Below are 17,614 nucleotides of genomic sequence, written 5' to 3'. Positions count from 1 at the left end.
CTGGGATGCTTTGCTCAGCTATAAATTTTAATTCTGGGTGTGCTCAAGTGAGATTTGAGTAGGCGGTGAGGTTTGGGTAAGCGATGAGTGGGATAATTTCTGTGGAATTTTAATTCGTCTCAATTAAATTAAATTTTTCGTCAAAAATCATGAAAACATCATGTATGCCTGTCCAGGTGGACTTGTCAACCCCTTTCCTGCCGCAGGATGCGTAGTATTTGTCGCCACTCTTTTGGTAGTGGCAGTCATCTATATCCCATGTGTTCGAGGTGTCATTCGATTTAAAAAACTTCTCCGTAGAAATTTTTAGAGCCAATAATTCTTCAGCGTCAACGTCATTCAACTTGATGGTATCTCTTGAATGATTTTGAGGATCTTTGAGTGAATTTTCTTCATTGGTACTTTTGATTCCGCATGGTTCTTGGCCTGCATCAAGCCTGTTGAGTGTGCAGCCTGATAAGAATAATAAAAAGGAAAGGAAATATATTGTCATAAACTTTGTTGAGGGGTAAACGTTTTGGGTTTAAGGGGTAAACGCTTTACAAAGGGACGTCTCTGAGCATTTTAAGCAGCGTATTGCAGAGGTCAAGGTGCAGGCGATTGGAGCGGGATTTGGTTTTCTTGAGATGCAACTCGAACTTGTCCCAAGTTACACACTGGACTGTGCCATTCGATGCTTTGCGTAGCTCCAGAAAGACTTGGTGTCGTTGATGTGTTTGCAGTCTTTGAAGAAATCGTTATTGCTGTGATTGACCCGAAAGTGTCTCTTCAAAACAAAACGGTGGCAGCACCTGTTTCTCTGAGAGCTCAAGAAGTTGCCATGCATTGAAAAATTTTTTTCCTCTAGGTTCAGATCAATTATTATTCATTTTCCTGACCCTCAAGGAAAGGACTCTAAATAAAAAGAATATATTTGAAAATCCGACGATGTACAAAAATATTTCAATAAATAAGTTGAAAACAAACCCAAAAATAGAAGTGTATATGCTGTAAATTAGCAGAAGGGCGAACGAGAGTGTGAATAAGTGGGCCTCCCCGGGGTCTGATTCGGATTCTTTGTACACCATTAGTCCAGAATAAATCACCAAGGCAATGGAAAAGATGTGGAGTAGTTGAAATGCTGGTCCAAAATTCATGCCTTGGCCAACAAGAAATAATATGAAAGATATTACGTATAGTATTTTTGCTCTTTTCATTTGCAGATCCCTTGATGCTCCAAGAATTTTTGAGGCCGGTGGATGGGTTGCTTGCATCGGGTCAGGATTTCAAAGTGACATTGTCTGCTGAGTTTTTCTGTCAGTTTATTTTTGGGCGTATTGGCTCATGCGTGCAAGCGTTGAGTCAATCATTGGCTAATGGTGGTTAGTGAAAATTTCATTTGAGTAAAAATCGGGCTGATGTCGAAAGAACTCCAATGAGGGATGAGAATATGATTGCGCAAACGTGAATCATGAGGGTTGAAAATTTATTTTTATTTTTTGAAAAAATGGATATGATGAAAAGAATGATTAGAAATAAAAAGAATGTGATGGATGTGTTGAAGAATAAAGTAAAGGCCAGGCTTTTGTCTCTGTGGGTATGGCTTGTTTCGTTGACATACAGGGCGGTCAAGAAAAGTATCAGGCCATTGATCGTCAGTAAGAATCTGTCCATATTTTTCTGGTGTGTTTCGTAACACGCTTTAGCCTGCGCTGGCCGGTGCTTGGCCCAGATACAGCAGGAACTGTGCCAGCACGGGCAGTTGGGGGGTGAAGTGCTGGCTCAGTGCGTGGTCGCCGCCTTCGAGCACGATGTGCTGGGCATCGGGGTGGCGGGCTTGCATTTCGCGCCAGTCCAGCACTTCGTCGCCCTTGGCCATCAGCACCAGCGTGGGTGGGGGCGGGCGTACGTGGCGTGTATCCAGGGCGCGCAGCTCGTCGATGTATTCGGGGCGGAAATCGAAAGATTCCTCGGGCTGGTGCCATTGCGCGACCTGGCCGATGTAGGCCGCCAGGTCGCGCGCTGGCTCTACCGCTGGGTTCAGCAGCACGGCAGGGCATTGGCGCTGCACGGCGAACCAGCTGGCGTAGTAGCCGCCCAGTGAGGAGCCCATCACGGCCAGGCTGCCGCTGGGCCAGTGGCTGGTGAGCTCCAGCATGAGCTGCGCGGCGGCCTGTGGCGAGGGCGGCAGCTGCGGCGTGAGCACTTGCACCTGCGGGTGGTGCTGGGCGAACCAGGCGCGCGTGAGCTGGGCCTTGGTCGATTGCGGCGAGGAGCGAAAGCCGTGCAGGTACAGCAGATGGCGCAGGGGTGGGTTGGTGCGGCTGGGCATGGTGTGGGTGTCTGGGGTGGCGGCGGGATGGTGGCGGCCGGGCGGCTGTGGGCTGGCAAGCCTGGCGCTGGTCATGGCCGGCAGGCGCTCAGTGCCCGCGCGCCTGGGGCTCGGGCACGTCGGCGGCGCTGGCGCCTTGCTCGGCCAGGGTTTGGCTGGCCTGGCGGTGGTCCTGGGCGTTGGCTTGCAGGCCTTCTTGCTGGCCGGAGTTGGCCGGGTGGTATTGCAGCTCGATCATGATCGGGAAGTGGTCCGAGTCGATGCTGGGCAGGCGCTGCACGCGCACCAGCTCGAAGTGGTCGCTGTGGAAGATGTGGTCCAGCGGCCAGCGGGCGAACCAGTAGCGGGCGTGAAAGCTGTTGATCATGCCCCGGCCCACGCGCGCGTCGAGCAGGCCGCTGATTTTGCGAAACAGCCGCGTCGTGGGCGACCAGGCCACGTCGTTGAGGTCGCCGGCCACGATCACCGGGCCGCGCTCGCCCTGCAGGCTTTTGGCGATCATCAGCAGTTCCACGTCGCGTTCGGTGGATTCGTCGTTTTCCGTCGGGCTGGGCGGCGCGGGGTGCAGAAAGTGCATGCGCACCCGCACCTCGGGCTGCGCGCCCTGGGCGGGGCGCAGCAGCAAGCTGGCGTGGATGGAGGGCACGTGCGGCTCGACCAGGTATTGCACCTGCACCTCGTCCAGCGGCAGGCGGGCGTACAGGTGCATGCCGTAGAGGTTGTCCTGCGGGCAGGCCACGTAGTGCGGGTAGTGCTGGCGCAGCGGCTGCAGCTGCTGCTCCCACCAGGCGTCGGTCTCCAGCGTCACCAGCACGTCGGGGCGGTGCTGGCGCACCAGGGCCAGCACGGCGTCGGCGTTGCGGTTGGGGGTGAGCACGTTGGCGGCCATGATGCGCAGCCGCGGGCCTTGCTCGTGGGCATCGGCCCAGCGCACTTCATGGCGCCACAGTGGCGTGTAGGGCAGGATCCACCAGACTTGGTAGAGGGCGCACAGCGCGGTCGTGGCCACGGCCAGCCAGGCGTGCCAGCGGGAGAAGTCCAGCCACAGGGCTTGGGCCAGCAGCAGCGCCGCCAGCAGCAGCGCCAGTTGCAGGCGCGGGAAATCCCAGATGCGCACCCACCACACCCGCGCCGGGTGCAGCGGCAGCAGGGTCAGCAGCGCCAGGGCGGCGGTCAGCAGGTACAGGGCGATGGTCATGCGGCGGGCCGTGGGGTGCGGGGCGTTGGTGTGCGGCGCGGCGGGCAAGCCAGCGGCTTGGGGCGGCCTGCGGCGCGGCAAAGCCTGCCCCAAGGCGCTGCCTGCCTATTCACTGCGAGCGCGTCGACAGTCGGCAGGTATTTCAGCGCAACAGCACTTCGGCCAGCTCCACGGGCAGGGCGAAGTTGAGGTTTTGCGAGTCCTTGAGCAAGAAGGTGGTGATGCCGATGACGCGCCCGTATTCGTCGAACAGGCCGCCGCCGCTGGAGCCCGGCGAGATGGCCGCCGAGGTCTGGATCATGGGCACGCCATCCTGCTTGCGCACGGCCGAGAGCAGGCCCTCGGCAATGGTCAGCTCCAGCCCGCGGGGCGAGCCGATGCTGTAGACGCGCTGCCCGGGCGTGAGCTCGTCGAGCCGGCCGATGCGCGCCACCTGGGCCGGCAGGCCGCGCGTGCGCAGAATGCAGTAGTCCATCTTGCGATTGCCCGTGACCAGCTCGGCCTCGTGGGGTTGGCCCTGGAAGATCACGACCGCGTTGTCGGCCCCTTCGAGCACGTGGCAGTTGGTGGCCACCACGTCCTGGGCGATCACCACGCCGCTGCCCTGGCTGACGCCGTCCTTGCCCTTGGCGTAGGCGGCGATGACGACGATGGACTGCGCCCCCACCTGGTAGATCTGCTTGGGGCTGAGGCTTTTTCCGGGCGTTTCTGCGGCATCGGGCGCGGGCCTGCGCTGCGCCGTCATGGGGCTTGGGGCATCGGGTTGTGGCGCAGTCTGCGGCGCCGTCTGTGCCGGGGCCGGCCCTGGCCATGCCGGGCTGGAGACCATGCCAGGCGCTGGGTGGTTGCGGCCGCTGCCGGCCTCGCCCATGCCCGCGCCGCGCTGCTGCTCGGCATAGCGCTGGGCAAAGCCGTTGAGGGCGGCCGTGCGCTCGTAGGTCTCGCGCATCAGGCAGGGCACGTCCGCGCCGCACTGCGCATCGCGCTGCGCGATCCACTGCCTTTGGCTGCGGCGCACCTCGTCGAACAGTGCCTCGGGCAGGACGCTGCGAATGCGGCTGTAGGCCTGGGCCAGATAGTCGTCGAAGGCCTTGAGTTTGGGGTCGGAGCAGATGGCAATTTCCGGGCCCGTCTGCGCCCGATCGCAGTCGATGCCGGCCCAGGTTGGGGCGCTGGCTAGTAACAGCGAGCTGTACAGCATGGCAAATTTCAGCGCAGAAAATTTCATGGCAAGTGCCCTTTCAAAGTAGCTTGCATTTGTATCACAGCGCTTGCCGCGCCGCAGCGCGTCAGGGCAGTGCTGAATAAGTCTCCGCAGTGCGGCGCGCGCCCTGTGTGGGGATGGAATGCAAGGCGCAAACCACAGCAATAGCTCATGCTACTGCGAGGATTTGTAACGCAGCAGACCGCCCCAGACAGGGACGCACCGTGCGCGGGGGACTTGTTCAGCATTGCCCCAGGGCAGTGCTGCGCATCGAGCGCGACAAATCGGGAACAATAGCGCCGGCACGCACAACCACCATGGCCTGGTTTGGGTCGCTCCACGATGTTGTCTTGCCATGCCTGCCGTCCCGCTGCTCTGCGCAGTGGGCCAGGAGCTGCCGCAAGACTGCCCTGCCTTTCACCGCCACCGTTTTGAAAAGGAGCAGGCCATGAGCGCCCCAAAAATCTCCCCCGCCGATCTCTGCGAGCTCTCGGCCACCATGCTGATCCCGCTGTGGGCCAAGGCCGTCGAATGCGAGCGGCCCGATGCGCTGCTGCGCGATGCCCAGGCCCAGCGCATGCTGGGCCAGATCGACTTCGATTTTTCCGTCTTTGCCAGTGCCAAGGCCTCGCAGGCCGGCTGTTGTGGTCGGGCGGTGCTGCTCGATGGCTACGTGCGCGAGTTCCTCGCCCTGCACCCCAAGGCGGTGGTGGTGCATCTGGGCGCCGGGCTGGATGCGCGCTACGAGCGCCTGGGCCGCCCAGACGTGACCGCCTGGTACGAGCTGGATCTGCCGCCAGCCATTGCGCTGCGGCGCAAGCTGCTGCCCGAGTCCGGCAATGTGTACCTGCCCGCCTCCATGCTCGATGAGGCCTGGATGGACACGGCCGCCGCACACGGCCAGCCCGTGCTGCTGGTGGCCGAAGGCGTGTTCATGTACTTTGATGCCCAGACCTTGCAAGCGTGGTTTGCCCGGCTGGCGCGCAAGCTGCCGCAGGCGCAGCTGGTGTTCGATGCCTTGCCCAAGAAGCTGGTCGGGCGGCAAAGGCAGCACGACTCGCTGAAGAAAATGGGCCAGAACCCGCCCGCATTCCAGTGGGGCATCAGCGATGTTTCGCAGCTGGCCAGCTTCGGCCTGCAGGTGCTGGCGCACCAAGGCTTGAGCCAGGCCTGCGGCCACCGCTACCCGTGGCCGATGCGGCTGCTGCTGCGCACTGCCTGGGGGCGGCGCAATCTGGACATGCACATGGTCTGGGCCAGGCTCTGTTCAACCGATTGACGCAGCCAGCGCTGGGCCTGCCCGTTCGGTTTTTTGTGTCAGGCTCTTTAAAATCCTCGGTTTTTGTCCTGTCCTGCCCGGCGCAGGGCAGGCGGCGCTGGCGGCCCATGGCGTTGCAGGCCGTACCGCACGACGGTTTTTTTACTTCAGGAGATCGAGCATGCATTCCTCTACACCGACGCCCGCTGCGGCGGCGCTCAATGCGCCTGCCGGCCTGCGGCATGCCAAGCTGCTGGCCTGGGTGGCCGACATGGCCGCGCTGTGCAAGCCCGCGCGCATCCACTGGTGCGATGGCAGCGATGCCGAGTACCAGCGCCTGTGCGATGAGCTGGTCGAAGCGGGCACCTTCATCCGCCTCAACCCCGCCAAGCGCGCCAACTCCTTCCTGGCGCGCACCGACCCTTCGGACGTGGCCCGCGTGGAAGACCGCACCTTCATCTGCTCCGAGCGCCAGGAGGACGCCGGCCCCACCAACAACTGGATGGCCCCGGCCGAGATGCGCGCCACGCTGGAGCCGCTGTTTGACGGCTGCATGGCCGGGCGCACCATGTACGTTGTGCCCTTCTCCATGGGGCCGCTGGGCAGCCCCATCGCCCACATCGGCGTGCAATTGACCGACAGCGCCTACGTGGCCGTGAACATGAAGCTGATGACCCGCATGGGCCAGGGCGCGCTGGACGTGCTGGGCGAGAGCGGCGAATTCGTGCCCTGCATGCACACCGTGGGCGCGCCGCTGGCCGCAGGCGAAAAAGACCAGACCCCCTGGCCTTGCAACCCCGATGTGAAATACATCGTCCACTACCCCGAAACGCGCGAGATCTGGAGCTACGGCTCGGGCTACGGCGGCAACGCCCTGCTGGGAAAGAAGTGCTTTGCGCTGCGCATCGCCTCCAAGATGGGCAAGGACCAGGGCTGGCTGGCCGAACACATGCTCATCCTCGGCGTGCAAAAACCGCAAGGAAAGAAATACCACGTGGCCGCTGCCTTCCCCAGCGCCTGCGGCAAGACCAACTTCTCCATGCTCGTGCCGCCCAAGGGCTTTGAGGGTTGGAAAGTCAGCACCATTGGGGACGACATCGCCTGGATCAAACCCCAGGCTGACGGCAGCCTGCGCGCCATCAACCCCGAGGCGGGCTACTTCGGCGTGGCGCCGGGCACCAACATGCTCACCAACCCCAACTGCATGAAAAGCCTGGACAAAAACGTCATCTTCACCAACGTGGCGCTGACCGACGATGGCGACGTGTGGTGGGAAGGCATGGAAAAAGACCAGGGCGGCCACATCCCCGCACACCTGATCGACTGGCAAGGCAAGGACTGGACGCCCGAGGACGGCAAGGCCGGGCGCAAAGCCGCCCACCCCAACGCCCGCTTTACCGTGGCCGCCACCAACAACCCCGCGCTGGACGAGGCCTGGGACGACCCCGCGGGCGTGAAGATCGACGCCTTCCTCTTTGGCGGGCGCCGTTCCACCACCGTGCCGCTGGTCACCCAGGCGCGCGACTGGGCCGAAGGCGTTTACATGGCCGCCACCATGGGCAGCGAAACCACCGCCGCCGCCTTTGGCGCGCAAGGCGTGGTGCGGCGCGACCCCTTCGCCATGCTGCCGTTTTGCGGCTACAACATGAGCGGCTACTTCCAGCACTGGCTGGATACCGGTGCGGGCCTGCAGGCCAAGGGCTTTGCGCTGCCGCCCATCTTCTGCGTCAACTGGTTCCGCAAGAATGCCGATGGCCAATTCGTCTGGCCCGGCTATGGCGAGAACATGCGCGTGCTCAAGTGGATGATCGACCGCATCGAAGGCCAGGCCCAGGGCCAGGAAAACCACTTCGGCATCAGCCCGCAATACGGCGAAATCAACTGGACGGGGCTGGATTTTGACGCCGCGCAATTCGCCACCGTCACCAGCATCGACGCCGCCGCCTGGCAGGCCGAGTTCGCGCTGCACGATGAGCTGTTCAAGCAACTGGAGCAAGGCCTGCCCGAGGCCCTCCAAGCCACGCGCGCGGCGATGGAGCAGCGCTTGGCGCAAATGGCCTGATGGCGGTCTTTGCGCCCCATTTGCTGCGCTACGGGATGACCTTGTGTCGCGGCCGGGCCTGCTCGCCCAGGCCCGGGCGCGACACAGGCGCAGGCAGAAGGGGCGGCTGGCCAGGCCGCCGCTTTGCTTGGATCTTGTGAATGGGCGCTTGGCTTTGTCCCTTGCATGGCTTGCCTTGTGGCTGGGTGGATTGAGCTATTGATGGCTCTTATCTGCTGACCGGCCACAGTCGCGTCTTTGCGGGCGCGTGAGTTGAAATTCGTTCTTGATGCGCGAGATCGTCGATTCGCTCGCGTCGCGCCCTCGCGGGCGCGTGGATTGAAGCAGGGCGGCCAGCGCGCGGTGCGCGATTGCGAAGTCGCCGCTTGCGGGCGCAAGATTCGTCAAGAACGCGTTGCGCCCGCCCCTTCTGTGTCACACCGCTTTCATGGCCCCGCCATGGCCCTGCCGTGGCCAGCCTGCGGGCCAGGGTTTCCAATGAGGGGCAGAGGTATTGGGCGCTGTATAGTTGCCTGCGGCACAGCCGCACTGTCTGGCGCGCGCCGTGTGCGCTCGCCGTTTTTTTGATCTCATCGAAAGGGTTGCCCGCACCATGTCCAAGCCATCTGAACTCACCCGTTCCCTGTTGCAACAGTTGGGCGTCGATCCGGCCCTGTACACCGGCGGCAATCTGGCGGTGCACAGCCCGATCGACGGCTCAGTCATCGGCCAGCTGCACACGCAGACGGTCGCGCAGGTGCAGCAGAGCATCGACCAGGCGCATGCGGCCTATCTGGCCTGGCGCGATGTGCCTGCGCCGCAGCGCGGCGAGTTGGTGCGCCTGCTGGGCGAGGAGCTGCGCGCCGAGAAGCAGGCGCTGGGCCAGTTGGTGGCGCTGGAGGCAGGCAAGATCCTCACCGAAGGCCTGGGCGAGGTGCAGGAGATGATCGACATCTGCGACTTTGCCGTGGGCCTGTCGCGCCAGCTCTACGGGCTGACGATCGCCTCCGAGCGGCCCGGCCACCGCATGATGGAGACTTGGCATCCGCTGGGCGTGGTGGGCGTCATCACGGCCTTCAACTTCCCCGTGGCCGTCTGGGCCTGGAATGCGGCGCTGGCGCTGGTGGCGGGCAATGCCGTGGTGTGGAAGCCTTCTGAAAAAACGCCGCTGACGGCGCTGGCCACGCAGGCCCTGTTCGCGCGCGCGCTCAAGCGCTTTGGCGCTGACCGCAGCGACGGCGCTGCGCTGGCGCATCTGAACCAGCTGGTGCTGGGCGACCGCACGCTGGGCGAGGTGGTGGTGGACAGCCCCAAGGTGGCGCTGGTCTCGGCCACGGGCAGCACCCGCATGGGTCGCGAGGTCGGGCCGCGCGTGGCCCAGCGCTTTGGCCGCGTGCTGCTGGAGCTGGGCGGCAACAACGCCGTGATCGTCACGCCCAGCGCCGATCTGGATCTGGCGCTGCGCGGCATTGCCTTTGCCGCAGCGGGCACGGCTGGCCAGCGCTGCACCACCACGCGCCGCCTGATCGTGCACCACAGCGTCAAGCAGCAGCTGCTCGAACGCCTCAAGGCGGCCTATGCCAAGCTGCCCATCGGCAGCCCGCTGCAAGAGGGCGTGCTGGTCGGGCCGCTGATCGACAAGGCCAGCTTCGAGGCCTTTGAGAAGGCCCTGGCCAGCGCGCGCGCTGAAGGCGGCCAGGTGTTCGGCGGCGAGCGCGTCGATGCCGACAAGGCCCCAGGCGCGTATTACGTGCGCCCGGCCATCGTCGAGATGCCGGCCCAGAGCGAGACCGTGCGCCACGAGACCTTTGCCCCCATCCTCTACGTGCTGGGCTACGACAGCCTGGAGGAGGCGATCGCGCTGCAGAACGACGTGCCCCAGGGCCTGTCCTCGGCCATCTTCACCACCGACTTGCGCGAGGCCGAGCGCTTCCTGTCGGCGTCGGGCTCCGATTGCGGCATCGCCAACGTCAACATCGGCACCAGCGGCGCTGAAATCGGCGGCGCCTTCGGCGGCGAGAAGGAAACCGGCGGCGGCCGCGAGTCCGGCTCGGACGCCTGGAAGGCCTATATGCGCCGCGCCACCAACACCGTCAACTACTCGCGCGAGCTGCCGCTGGCGCAGGGCGTGAAGTTCGACATCTGAGCCGCTGCGCCGCTGTTTGCGGCTTTGCGCGAGCGGTTGAGCCCGCCGCGCCCGCCAAGGGCCTGCCCGGTGAAGCTGGCGCAGGCCCTTCCCATGGGCAGGCGAGGCGACTCAAGCCCACCGCCTGTTGCTCTCATGCAAAGGCTTTGAATAGGTTCTCAGCGCCGCCCCAGGCGCGCCGCACCCCACTCCCACCACCATGACCCATTCCAAAGATTCCCAAGACGCCCACGACTTCGACCTCTTCGTCATCGGCGGCGGCTCCGGCGGCGTGCGCGCGGCCCGCTTTGCCGCGCAGCGCGGCGCGCGCGTGGCCCTGGCCGAGAGCGCCCGCATGGGCGGCACCTGCGTCAACCTGGGCTGCATCCCCAAGAAGCTCTACAGCTACGCCGCGCACTACGCGCAGGGCTTTGAAGAAGCGCGCGGCTACGGCTGGCAGCTGCCCGGCACGCCCGCGCTGGACTGGGCCGCGCTCAAGGCCGCGCGCGCCAAGGAGATCGCCCGCCTGAACGGCATCTACGAAGGACTGATGAGCGGCGCCGGCGTCACCCGCCTGCAAGGCCATGGCTCGCTCATCGACGCCCACACCGTGCAGGTGCGCGCCGCCGACGGCAGCACCCGCCGCCACAGCGCCCGCCACATCCTGATCGCCACGGGCAGCACCCCGTTCAAGCCCGAGGTGCCCGGGGCCGAACTGGCGCTGACGTCTGACGACATGTTCGACCTGCCCAGCTTGCCCCGGCGGCTGGTGGTGGCCGGCGGCGGCTACATCGGCTGCGAAATGGCCAGCATCTTCCACGGCCTGGGGGCCCAGGTCACGCTGCTCTACCGTGGCGAGCAAATCCTGCGCGGTTTTGACGACGAGGTGCGCGACTTCACCGCCGCGCAGATGCGCCAGCATGGCGTGGACATCCGCGTGCAGACCGACATCCAGCGCATCGAGGCCGTGGGCGAGCAGCGCCGCGTGCACTTGAGCGACGGCAGCGCGTTGCAGGCCGACGCCGTGCTCTACGCCACCGGCCGCCGCCCGCTGGTCGACGGGCTGAACCTGGATGGCGTGGGCGTGAAGCAAAGCAAACAAGGCCACATCGAGGTCGATGGGCACTACGCCACCAACGTGCCCAGCATTCATGCCTTGGGCGACGTGGTGGGCCGCATGGCCTTGACCCCCGTGGCTCTGGCCGAAGCCATGGCGCTGGTGGATCATTTGTTCGGCCCCGCCCCCGGCCAGGCGGCGCGCACGCTCAGCTACGAGAACATCCCCACCGCCGTTTTCACCCACCCGCCCATCGGAACCGTGGGCCTGACGGAGGAGCAGGCGCGCCAGCGCGGCGGCGCCATTCGCGTCTACCGCAGCGACTTCAAGCCGCTCAAGCACACCTTGAGCGGCAGCGCCGAGCGCACTCTGGTGAAGCTCATCGTGGACGAGGCCAGCGACCGCGTGCTGGGCCTGCACATGGTCGGCGAGGACGCGGGCGAAATCGTGCAAGGCTTTGCCGTGGCCCTGCAATGCGGCGCCACCAAGGCCCAGTTCGACGCCACCATCGGCATTCACCCCACCAGCGCCGAGGAGTTCGTCACCCTGCGCGAGGCGGCGCGCACCTGATGCGCGCTACGCGCACGGCGCAGTGGCGGCCTTATTGCACCATCACTGCACCTGCTGGCGGCGGCCCTGGGCGTCCCAGCGGTAGACGGCGAATTCGAAGGTCTTGAGATCGCCCTTGGCGTCGTACTCGACCGCGCCCACGGCCGTGTCGAAGCGGCTGCTGTGCATGTGATCGGCCACCTTGACGGGGTCGTCGCCGACGGCGGCGATGCTTTGCGCAATCACCTCCACAGCGGCATAGGCCGGCAGCTGGAAGGTGCCCTCGGGCTCGCGCCCGGCCTTCTGGAAGGCGGCAAGAATCTGCGCGTTTTCCGGGCGCTTGGTGAAATCGGCCCCCATGGTCACCAGCAGGCCATCGGTGGCATGGCCGGCAATGGCCACCAGATCGGGGTTGGCTGCGCCATCGGGGGCCATGAACTGCGCCTGCAGCCCCTGCTCGCGCGCCTGGCGCAGCAGCAGGCCCAGCTCGGCGTGGTAGCCGCCGTAATAGACCATGTCCGCGCCCTGGGCCTTGAGCTTGGTGATGACGGCCGAGTAGTCGTTGTCGCCGGCGTTGATGCTCTCGAACATGACGATGTTGGCGCCTTGCTCCTTGAGCGTCTTGTGCACTTCATTGGCCACGCCAAAGCCATAGGTCTGCTTGTCGTGCAGCACGGCAATCTTGCCGGGCTTGATCGCCGTGAGCATGTAGCGCGCAGCAAACGGGCCTTGCTGATCGTCGCGCCCGCCGGTGCGAAAGAAGAAATGCGGCTTGATGGTGTCGGTCACCAGCGGCGAGGTGGCGCCGGGCGTGATGCCCACGATGCGCTCTTCCTCATACACATTGACGGCGGGCACGGCCGTGCCCGAGCAGGCATGGGCCACGGCGAACTTGGCGCCGGACTTGATCACCTGGTTGGCCGCCGGCACGGCCTGCTTGGGCTCGCAGCCATCGTCGATCAGGATGGGCTCGATCTTGCGCCCCTTGACGCCGCCTGCGGCATTGATGGTTTCGATGGCGGTCATGGCACCGGCGACGATCTGCTCGCCGTACTGCTTGTTCGGCCCGGTCATGGGCTGCACGATGCCCAGCTTGATGGGCTCGCTGGCCCATGCGGCGCTGGCAGCGCCCAGTGAAACGGCCAGCGCACAGGCGCCGGCCAAGGCGGCAAAGGGACGGAATGCGGGTGTGCGGGTGCTCATGGTTCCTCCTGGAAGACTGGGGCGCCTGGCTTGGCCTTCGTTCTGAATCGGCCTTTGGGTCGGCGCACTTCGAATAAGAGATCCCCAGCCCAGGCGCTGATAGCAGCACCTGGGCCTGTGGAGCTTGCAGAAGAAAAATATTGCCCAGCAGGTGCCCAGTCCATCGGGGGAAACCAGTGCAGGGCGGCTTGCGGGACGCCCTTGGCATGGGCGGCCCCGCAGGCGCGAGGGCTGTGAGGGCAGGCCCTCAGGCGTTGTGGTCGGCCAGCTCGAAGCCCATCTGCCAGAAGTCGGCCTCCAGGCGGGCGGCCTGGGCGAAGATGGCGGTGAGTTCGGCAAAGCGCGCCTCGGTCATGGCGTGGGCGGCGAGCTTGTCCATGTGGGCGATGCAGGCCTGGGCGGCTTGCTGAAAGGCTTGGCCGGAGTACTCGCTGATCCATTCGCGGTAGGGGTGCTCGGGCCGCGCGGCCAGGGCCGGGGCCAGGCGGCGGCCGATTTCGGCGTAGCCGATCATGCATGGGGCCAGGGCCACGTTCAGGTCCAGCAGGTCGCCGCTTTGGCCGCAGTCGAGCACGTAGCGGGTGTAGGCCACGGTGGCCTGGTGCTCGGGCGCGGCCTGCAGCTGGGCTGGGCTCAGGCCCCAGCGCTCGCACAGGCGCACGTGCAGGTTCATTTCGCCCAGGATGGCATTGAGCCCGCCCTGCGCGATGTGCATGTCTTCCAGCGTGCGGCTTTTGTAGATGGCCAGGGCGTGGGCGCGCGCGTATTGGATCAGGAACAGGTAGTCCTGGATCAGGTACTGCTGGAACACGGGCTGGGGCAGGGTGCCCGCTTCCATCTGGCGGATGAAGGGGTGGTCGACGTAGCGGTTCCAGTCGGACAGGGCGGCAGCCTTGAGGCGCTCGAAGACGGTCGTCATGGGCGGGCGCTTCCTGTTCAGGCGTTGTAGGCTTCGTCGAAGAAGGCCAGCTCCAGCGCCACGGCGCGGCGGAAGAAGTCGTGCGCGATGTCGCTGTGCGCCGGGCCGATGCGGTCGAGCTCGGCGCGCAGGAAGGCCACGAAGTCGTTGAAGAAGGGGTTGTTGTGCAGCGTGACCCATTCGGCGTGCACGAAGTGCTCGGGCAGGGGCTTGTTGCCGCGCGTGGCCCAGTCCTGGTAGAGCCATTCGGCGACGTTGAGCACGGCCAGCACGGCGGCGTAGTTTCGGGTGGCGGCAGCCTCGCGCATGATGGCCTGAAAGCCCTGCGTGGGGGCGGTGTCGGGCTCTTGCTGGCTGCGCGCCTCGCTCACGCCCAGGGCTTCGAAGGCGCGCAGGAAGTAGGTGTTTTCGTCGCCCGAGACCATGCCGGCAAAGCGGCCAAAGCGCAGCCGCGCTTCGAAGGTGTCGGCGGTGGCGATGGCGCTGCCCAGCAAGGTCAGAAAGCTGTCGAGGAAGCGGTGGTCCTGGATCAGGTAGTGGGCCATGACGGCATCGTCGATGGTGCCGGCAAACAGCTCCTGGACGAAGCGGTGCTCGGCAGCCTGCTCCCAGGTCTGGAGGTTGGCCTGGCGCAGTTGTTCGGTGAAGGCGGTCATGGTGTGCTCCTCGTCGGTGTGGACTGGGCCTGCGAGGGGGGCACGACAGTGGGCGCTGTGCGGGGCGCGTGTCCGTCCCTTCGCCGGCATGATCCGGATCAGGTTCAAAGGGTCACTGTGCTGCCGGGCATGCCGCAGGCGCTGCGGGCGTGCTGGCCAACAGTTTCTCAGCCCCTTGGCGCGGGGCTCCCCTCGGGAATGTGGCGGCGGGCCTGCCGTGTGGCCAAGCCCGCGCCAGTTGCATGATAGCGCTGGCTGCGTGCGCCAGCGATCGGCATGCCCCGCCTGGCGCATCGGGAATGTGGCGGCAGGGCGCGGCGCAGACGGCGACGCGCCGCAGCCTGTGATGGCGTGCGGCGCGTGGGTGGCGCTTGTGGCTCAGCCCTTGAGCGGGCGATGGTCTGGCCGGGGCGCTGCTTGAATCAGTCCGAGGCGGCTTCGCTGCTGAGCTGGGGCTGCTGGGCGGTGGCCTTTGGCTTGCCGCCGCCGCTGGCTTTTTTCTTCTGCGGCGCGATCATCATGATCATCTGGCGCCCTTCGAGCTTGGGGAATTGCTCGACGACGATGGCCTCGCCCAGCTCCTCGCGCAGGCGGTTGAGCAGGTTCAGGCCCAGATTCTGGTGGGTGATTTCGCGGCCGCGAAAACGCAGCGTGACCTTGACTTTGTCGCCGTCTTCAAGAAAGCGGCGGATGTTGCGCAGCTTGATGTTGTAGTCGCCGTCGTCGGTGCCAGGGCGGAACTTGACTTCCTTGATGTCGATGACGGTCTGCTTGGCCTTGGCCTCGGCAGCGCGCTTTTGTTCCTGGTACTTGAACTTGCCGTAGTCGATCAGGCGGGCCACGGGCGGATTGGCGGTGGGCGCGATCTCGACCAGATCGACATCCAGCTCGCCGGCCATGCGCAGGGCTTCCTGCAGGCTGATGACGCCGATGGGCTCGTTGTCTGGCCCGGTCACGCGCAGCTCGGGCGCATTGATTTCACGGTTGAGTCGATGCTTGCGCTCTTCGCGGTGTCGACGGTCACGGTATTCAGTAGCGATGGCTCTCACCTTCAAATGGTTGGTTGCAAGAAGCCGCCCGGCAGGGCCGGGCGGATTGGCGGGCGGCAAGGCCCTTTCTGTGCTATTGCTTGGCGGCAATTTTCTCGCTGATCAGCGCGATGAATTGCTCCAGCGGCATGACCCCCAAATCCTGGTTGCCGCGACCGCGCACTGCCACGGTGCCTGCGGCTTTTTCCTTGTCGCCGGCCACGAGGATGAACGGCACTTTCTGCAAGGCATGCTCGCGTATTTTATAAGTGATCTTTTCGTTGCGTAAATCCAACTCGGCGCGGATGGGCTGGTGCGGCAAGGCTTTTTGGAGTTTTACAACAAGCTCGCGGCAGTAGTCGGCCTGGGCGTCGGTGATGTTGAGCACGCTGACCTGCTGCGGCGCCAGCCAGACGGGCAGGGCGCCGGCGTAGTGCTCGATGAGGATGCCAATGAAGCGCTCCAGGCTGCCGACGATGGCGCGGTGCAGCATCAGCGGGCGGTGACGCGCGCCGTCCTCGCCGACGTATTGGGCGTCCAGGCGCTCGGGCATCGAGGGGTCGACCTGGATGGTGCCGCACTGCCATTCGCGCCCCAGGGCATCGCGCAGCGTGTATTCGAGCTTGGGGCCGTAGAAGGCGCCGTCGCCCTCGGCGATGCGGTATTGCACGCCGGTGGCCTTGAGGCTGTCGATCAGCGCGGCCTCGGCCTGATCCCAGCTCTCTTCGGTGCCGATGCGCTTCTCGGGCCGGGTGGCGACCTTGTAGATGATGTCGGTGAAGCCGAAGTCGCGGTAGACGCGCTGCAGCACCTGGGTGAAGTGCTGCACCTCGGCCTGCAACTGGTCGGGCGTGCAGAAGATGTGGCCGTCGTCCTGCGTGAAGGCGCGCACGCGCATGATGCCGTGCAGGCCGCCCGAGGGCTCGTTGCGGTGGCATTGGCCGAATTCGCCATAGCGCAGCGGCAGGTCGCGGTAGCTCTTGATGCCTTGGTTGAAGATCAGCAGGTGGCCGGGGCAGTTCATCGGCTTGAGCGCGTAGTCGCGCTTTTCGCTTTCGGTGATGAACATGTTCTCGCGGTACTTGTCCCAGTGGCCGGTCTTCTCCCACAGGGTCTTGTCCAGGATTTGCGGGCCCTTGACTTCGAGGTAGCCGTTTTCCTGGTAGACGCGGCGCATGTACTGCTCGACTTGCTGCCAGATGATCCAGCCCTTGGGGTGCCAGAACACGGTGCCGGGCGAGTGCTCGTCCTGATGGAACAGATCCAGCTCGCGGCCCAGGCGGCGGTGGTCGCGCTTTTCGGCCTCCTCGATGCGCTGGATGTAGGCATCGAGCTGCTTCTTGTCGGCCCAGGCCGTGCCGTAGATGCGCTGCAGCTGCTCGTTGCGCGAGTCGCCGCGCCAGTAGGCGCCAGCCAGCTTGGTGAGCTTGAAGGCCTTCAGAAAGCGCGTGTTGGGCACGTGCGGGCCGCGGCACATGTCCACGTATTCTTCGTGGAAGTACAGGCCCATGGCCTGTTCGTCGGGCATGTCCTCGATCAGGCGCAGCTTGTAGTCCTCGCCGCGCTCTTGAAAGATGCGGATGACCTCGGCGCGCGGCGTCATGCGCTTGATGACGTCGTAGTCCTTGGCGATCAACTCCTTCATGCGCTGCTCGATGGCGGCCATGTCCTCGGGCGTGAAGGGACGCTCGTAGGAGATGTCGTAGTAAAACCCCTCGTCGATCACCGGGCCGATGACCATCTTGGCCGATGGGTAGAGCTGCTTGACGGCATGGCCCACCAGGTGCGCGCAGGAGTGGCGGATGATCTCCACGCCTTCCTCATCCTTGGGGGTGATGATGTGCACGCTGGCGTCGCGCTCGATCAGATCGCTGGCATCCACCAGGCGGCCATCGACCTTGCCAGCCACGGTGTTCTTGGCCAGGCCGGGGCCAATGGCGGCGGCCACCTCGGCCACGGTGACGGCGCGCTCGAACTGGCGCTGCGAACCATCGGGAAGGGTGATCTGAATCATGGGGAAACCCAAAAAGAAGAAATGCCGGGTGAAAAAGCAAAAACGCGGCCT

General features: G+C 64.5%; 13 protein-coding genes and 1 riboswitch. Of the genes, 4 read left to right on the top strand and 9 right to left on the bottom strand.

The annotated features are described in order from the left end of the window. Positions 1-109: 109 nt before the first annotated feature. The 4 genes from CK625_RS13665 to CK625_RS07025 form a co-directional block, all read right to left on the bottom strand. Positions 110-493 (bottom strand): hypothetical protein, encoded by a 384-nt coding sequence (locus tag CK625_RS13665; RefSeq protein WP_143326212.1) that lies wholly within the window; start codon positions 491-493, stop codon positions 110-112. A gap of 1,188 nt (positions 494-1,681) precedes the next feature. Next, positions 1,682-2,311, bottom strand: a complete 630-nt coding sequence (locus CK625_RS07035) for a YqiA/YcfP family alpha/beta fold hydrolase (RefSeq protein ID WP_095539704.1) — start codon at positions 2,309-2,311, stop codon at positions 1,682-1,684. An 88-nt stretch (positions 2,312-2,399) separates the two neighbouring features. Continuing rightward, positions 2,400-3,509: an endonuclease/exonuclease/phosphatase family protein gene (locus CK625_RS07030; protein ID WP_095539703.1), complete on the bottom strand. Its 1,110-nt coding sequence runs from the start codon at positions 3,507-3,509 to the stop codon at positions 2,400-2,402. A 142-nt stretch (positions 3,510-3,651) separates the two neighbouring features. Beyond that, complete coding sequence (locus CK625_RS07025) at positions 3,652-4,737, bottom strand: trypsin-like peptidase domain-containing protein (RefSeq protein WP_095539576.1); 1,086 nt, start codon at positions 4,735-4,737, stop codon at positions 3,652-3,654. 424 nt (positions 4,738-5,161) lie between these two features. Here CK625_RS07025 and CK625_RS07020 point away from each other — a divergent pair, with 424 nt between their 5' ends. The 4 genes from CK625_RS07020 (at position 5,162) to gorA (ending at position 11,764) form a co-directional block, all read left to right on the top strand. Next, complete coding sequence (locus CK625_RS07020) at positions 5,162-5,992, top strand: class I SAM-dependent methyltransferase (protein WP_095539702.1); 831 nt, start codon at positions 5,162-5,164, stop codon at positions 5,990-5,992. 160 nt (positions 5,993-6,152) lie between these two features. Beyond that, complete coding sequence (locus CK625_RS07015) at positions 6,153-8,033, top strand: phosphoenolpyruvate carboxykinase (GTP) (RefSeq protein ID WP_095539575.1); 1,881 nt, start codon at positions 6,153-6,155, stop codon at positions 8,031-8,033. Positions 8,034-8,625: 592 nt separating this feature from the next. Continuing rightward, on the top strand, positions 8,626-10,158 hold the full coding sequence (amaB, locus tag CK625_RS07010; protein WP_095539574.1) for an L-piperidine-6-carboxylate dehydrogenase: 1,533 nt from the start codon (positions 8,626-8,628) through the stop codon (positions 10,156-10,158). A 199-nt stretch (positions 10,159-10,357) separates the two neighbouring features. After that, positions 10,358-11,764 (top strand): glutathione-disulfide reductase, encoded by a 1,407-nt coding sequence (gorA, locus tag CK625_RS07005; protein ID WP_095539573.1) that lies wholly within the window; start codon positions 10,358-10,360, stop codon positions 11,762-11,764. A 42-nt stretch (positions 11,765-11,806) separates the two neighbouring features. Here gorA and CK625_RS07000 read toward each other — a convergent pair whose 3' ends face one another. The 5 genes from CK625_RS07000 to thrS form a co-directional block, all read right to left on the bottom strand. Further along, the gene (locus CK625_RS07000) at positions 11,807-12,946 is read right to left on the bottom strand and encodes a high-affinity branched-chain amino acid ABC transporter substrate-binding protein (RefSeq protein WP_095539572.1); all 1,140 of its coding nucleotides are present in this window, start codon (positions 12,944-12,946) and stop codon (positions 11,807-11,809) included. Positions 12,947-13,193: 247 nt separating this feature from the next. Further along, positions 13,194-13,865 carry a thiaminase II gene (tenA, locus tag CK625_RS06995; protein WP_095539571.1) on the bottom strand — a complete coding sequence of 224 codons (672 nt, stop codon included), beginning with the start codon at positions 13,863-13,865 and terminating at the stop codon, positions 13,194-13,196. Positions 13,866-13,882: 17 nt separating this feature from the next. Next, positions 13,883-14,521 (bottom strand): TenA family protein, encoded by a 639-nt coding sequence (locus CK625_RS06990; RefSeq protein WP_095539570.1) that lies wholly within the window; start codon positions 14,519-14,521, stop codon positions 13,883-13,885. A 58-nt stretch (positions 14,522-14,579) separates the two neighbouring features. After that, positions 14,580-14,724: riboswitch (TPP riboswitch) on the bottom strand. Between the two features lie 219 nt (positions 14,725-14,943). Next, complete coding sequence (infC, locus tag CK625_RS06985) at positions 14,944-15,570, bottom strand: translation initiation factor IF-3 (RefSeq protein ID WP_095539701.1); 627 nt, start codon at positions 15,568-15,570, stop codon at positions 14,944-14,946. 73 nt (positions 15,571-15,643) lie between these two features. Next, a complete protein-coding gene (gene thrS, locus CK625_RS06980) occupies positions 15,644-17,563 on the bottom strand; it encodes a threonine--tRNA ligase (protein WP_095539569.1) in 1,920 nt (639 codons plus the stop codon). Positions 17,564-17,614 lie beyond the last annotated feature (51 nt).

Origin of the sequence: Vandammella animalimorsus, from assembly GCF_002285265.1 — a bacterium.
Taxonomy (GTDB): Bacteria; Pseudomonadota; Gammaproteobacteria; order Burkholderiales; family Burkholderiaceae_C; genus Lampropedia.
Note: the sequence above shows the minus strand (reverse complement) of the source record. Positions and strands in the feature narration are given on the sequence as shown.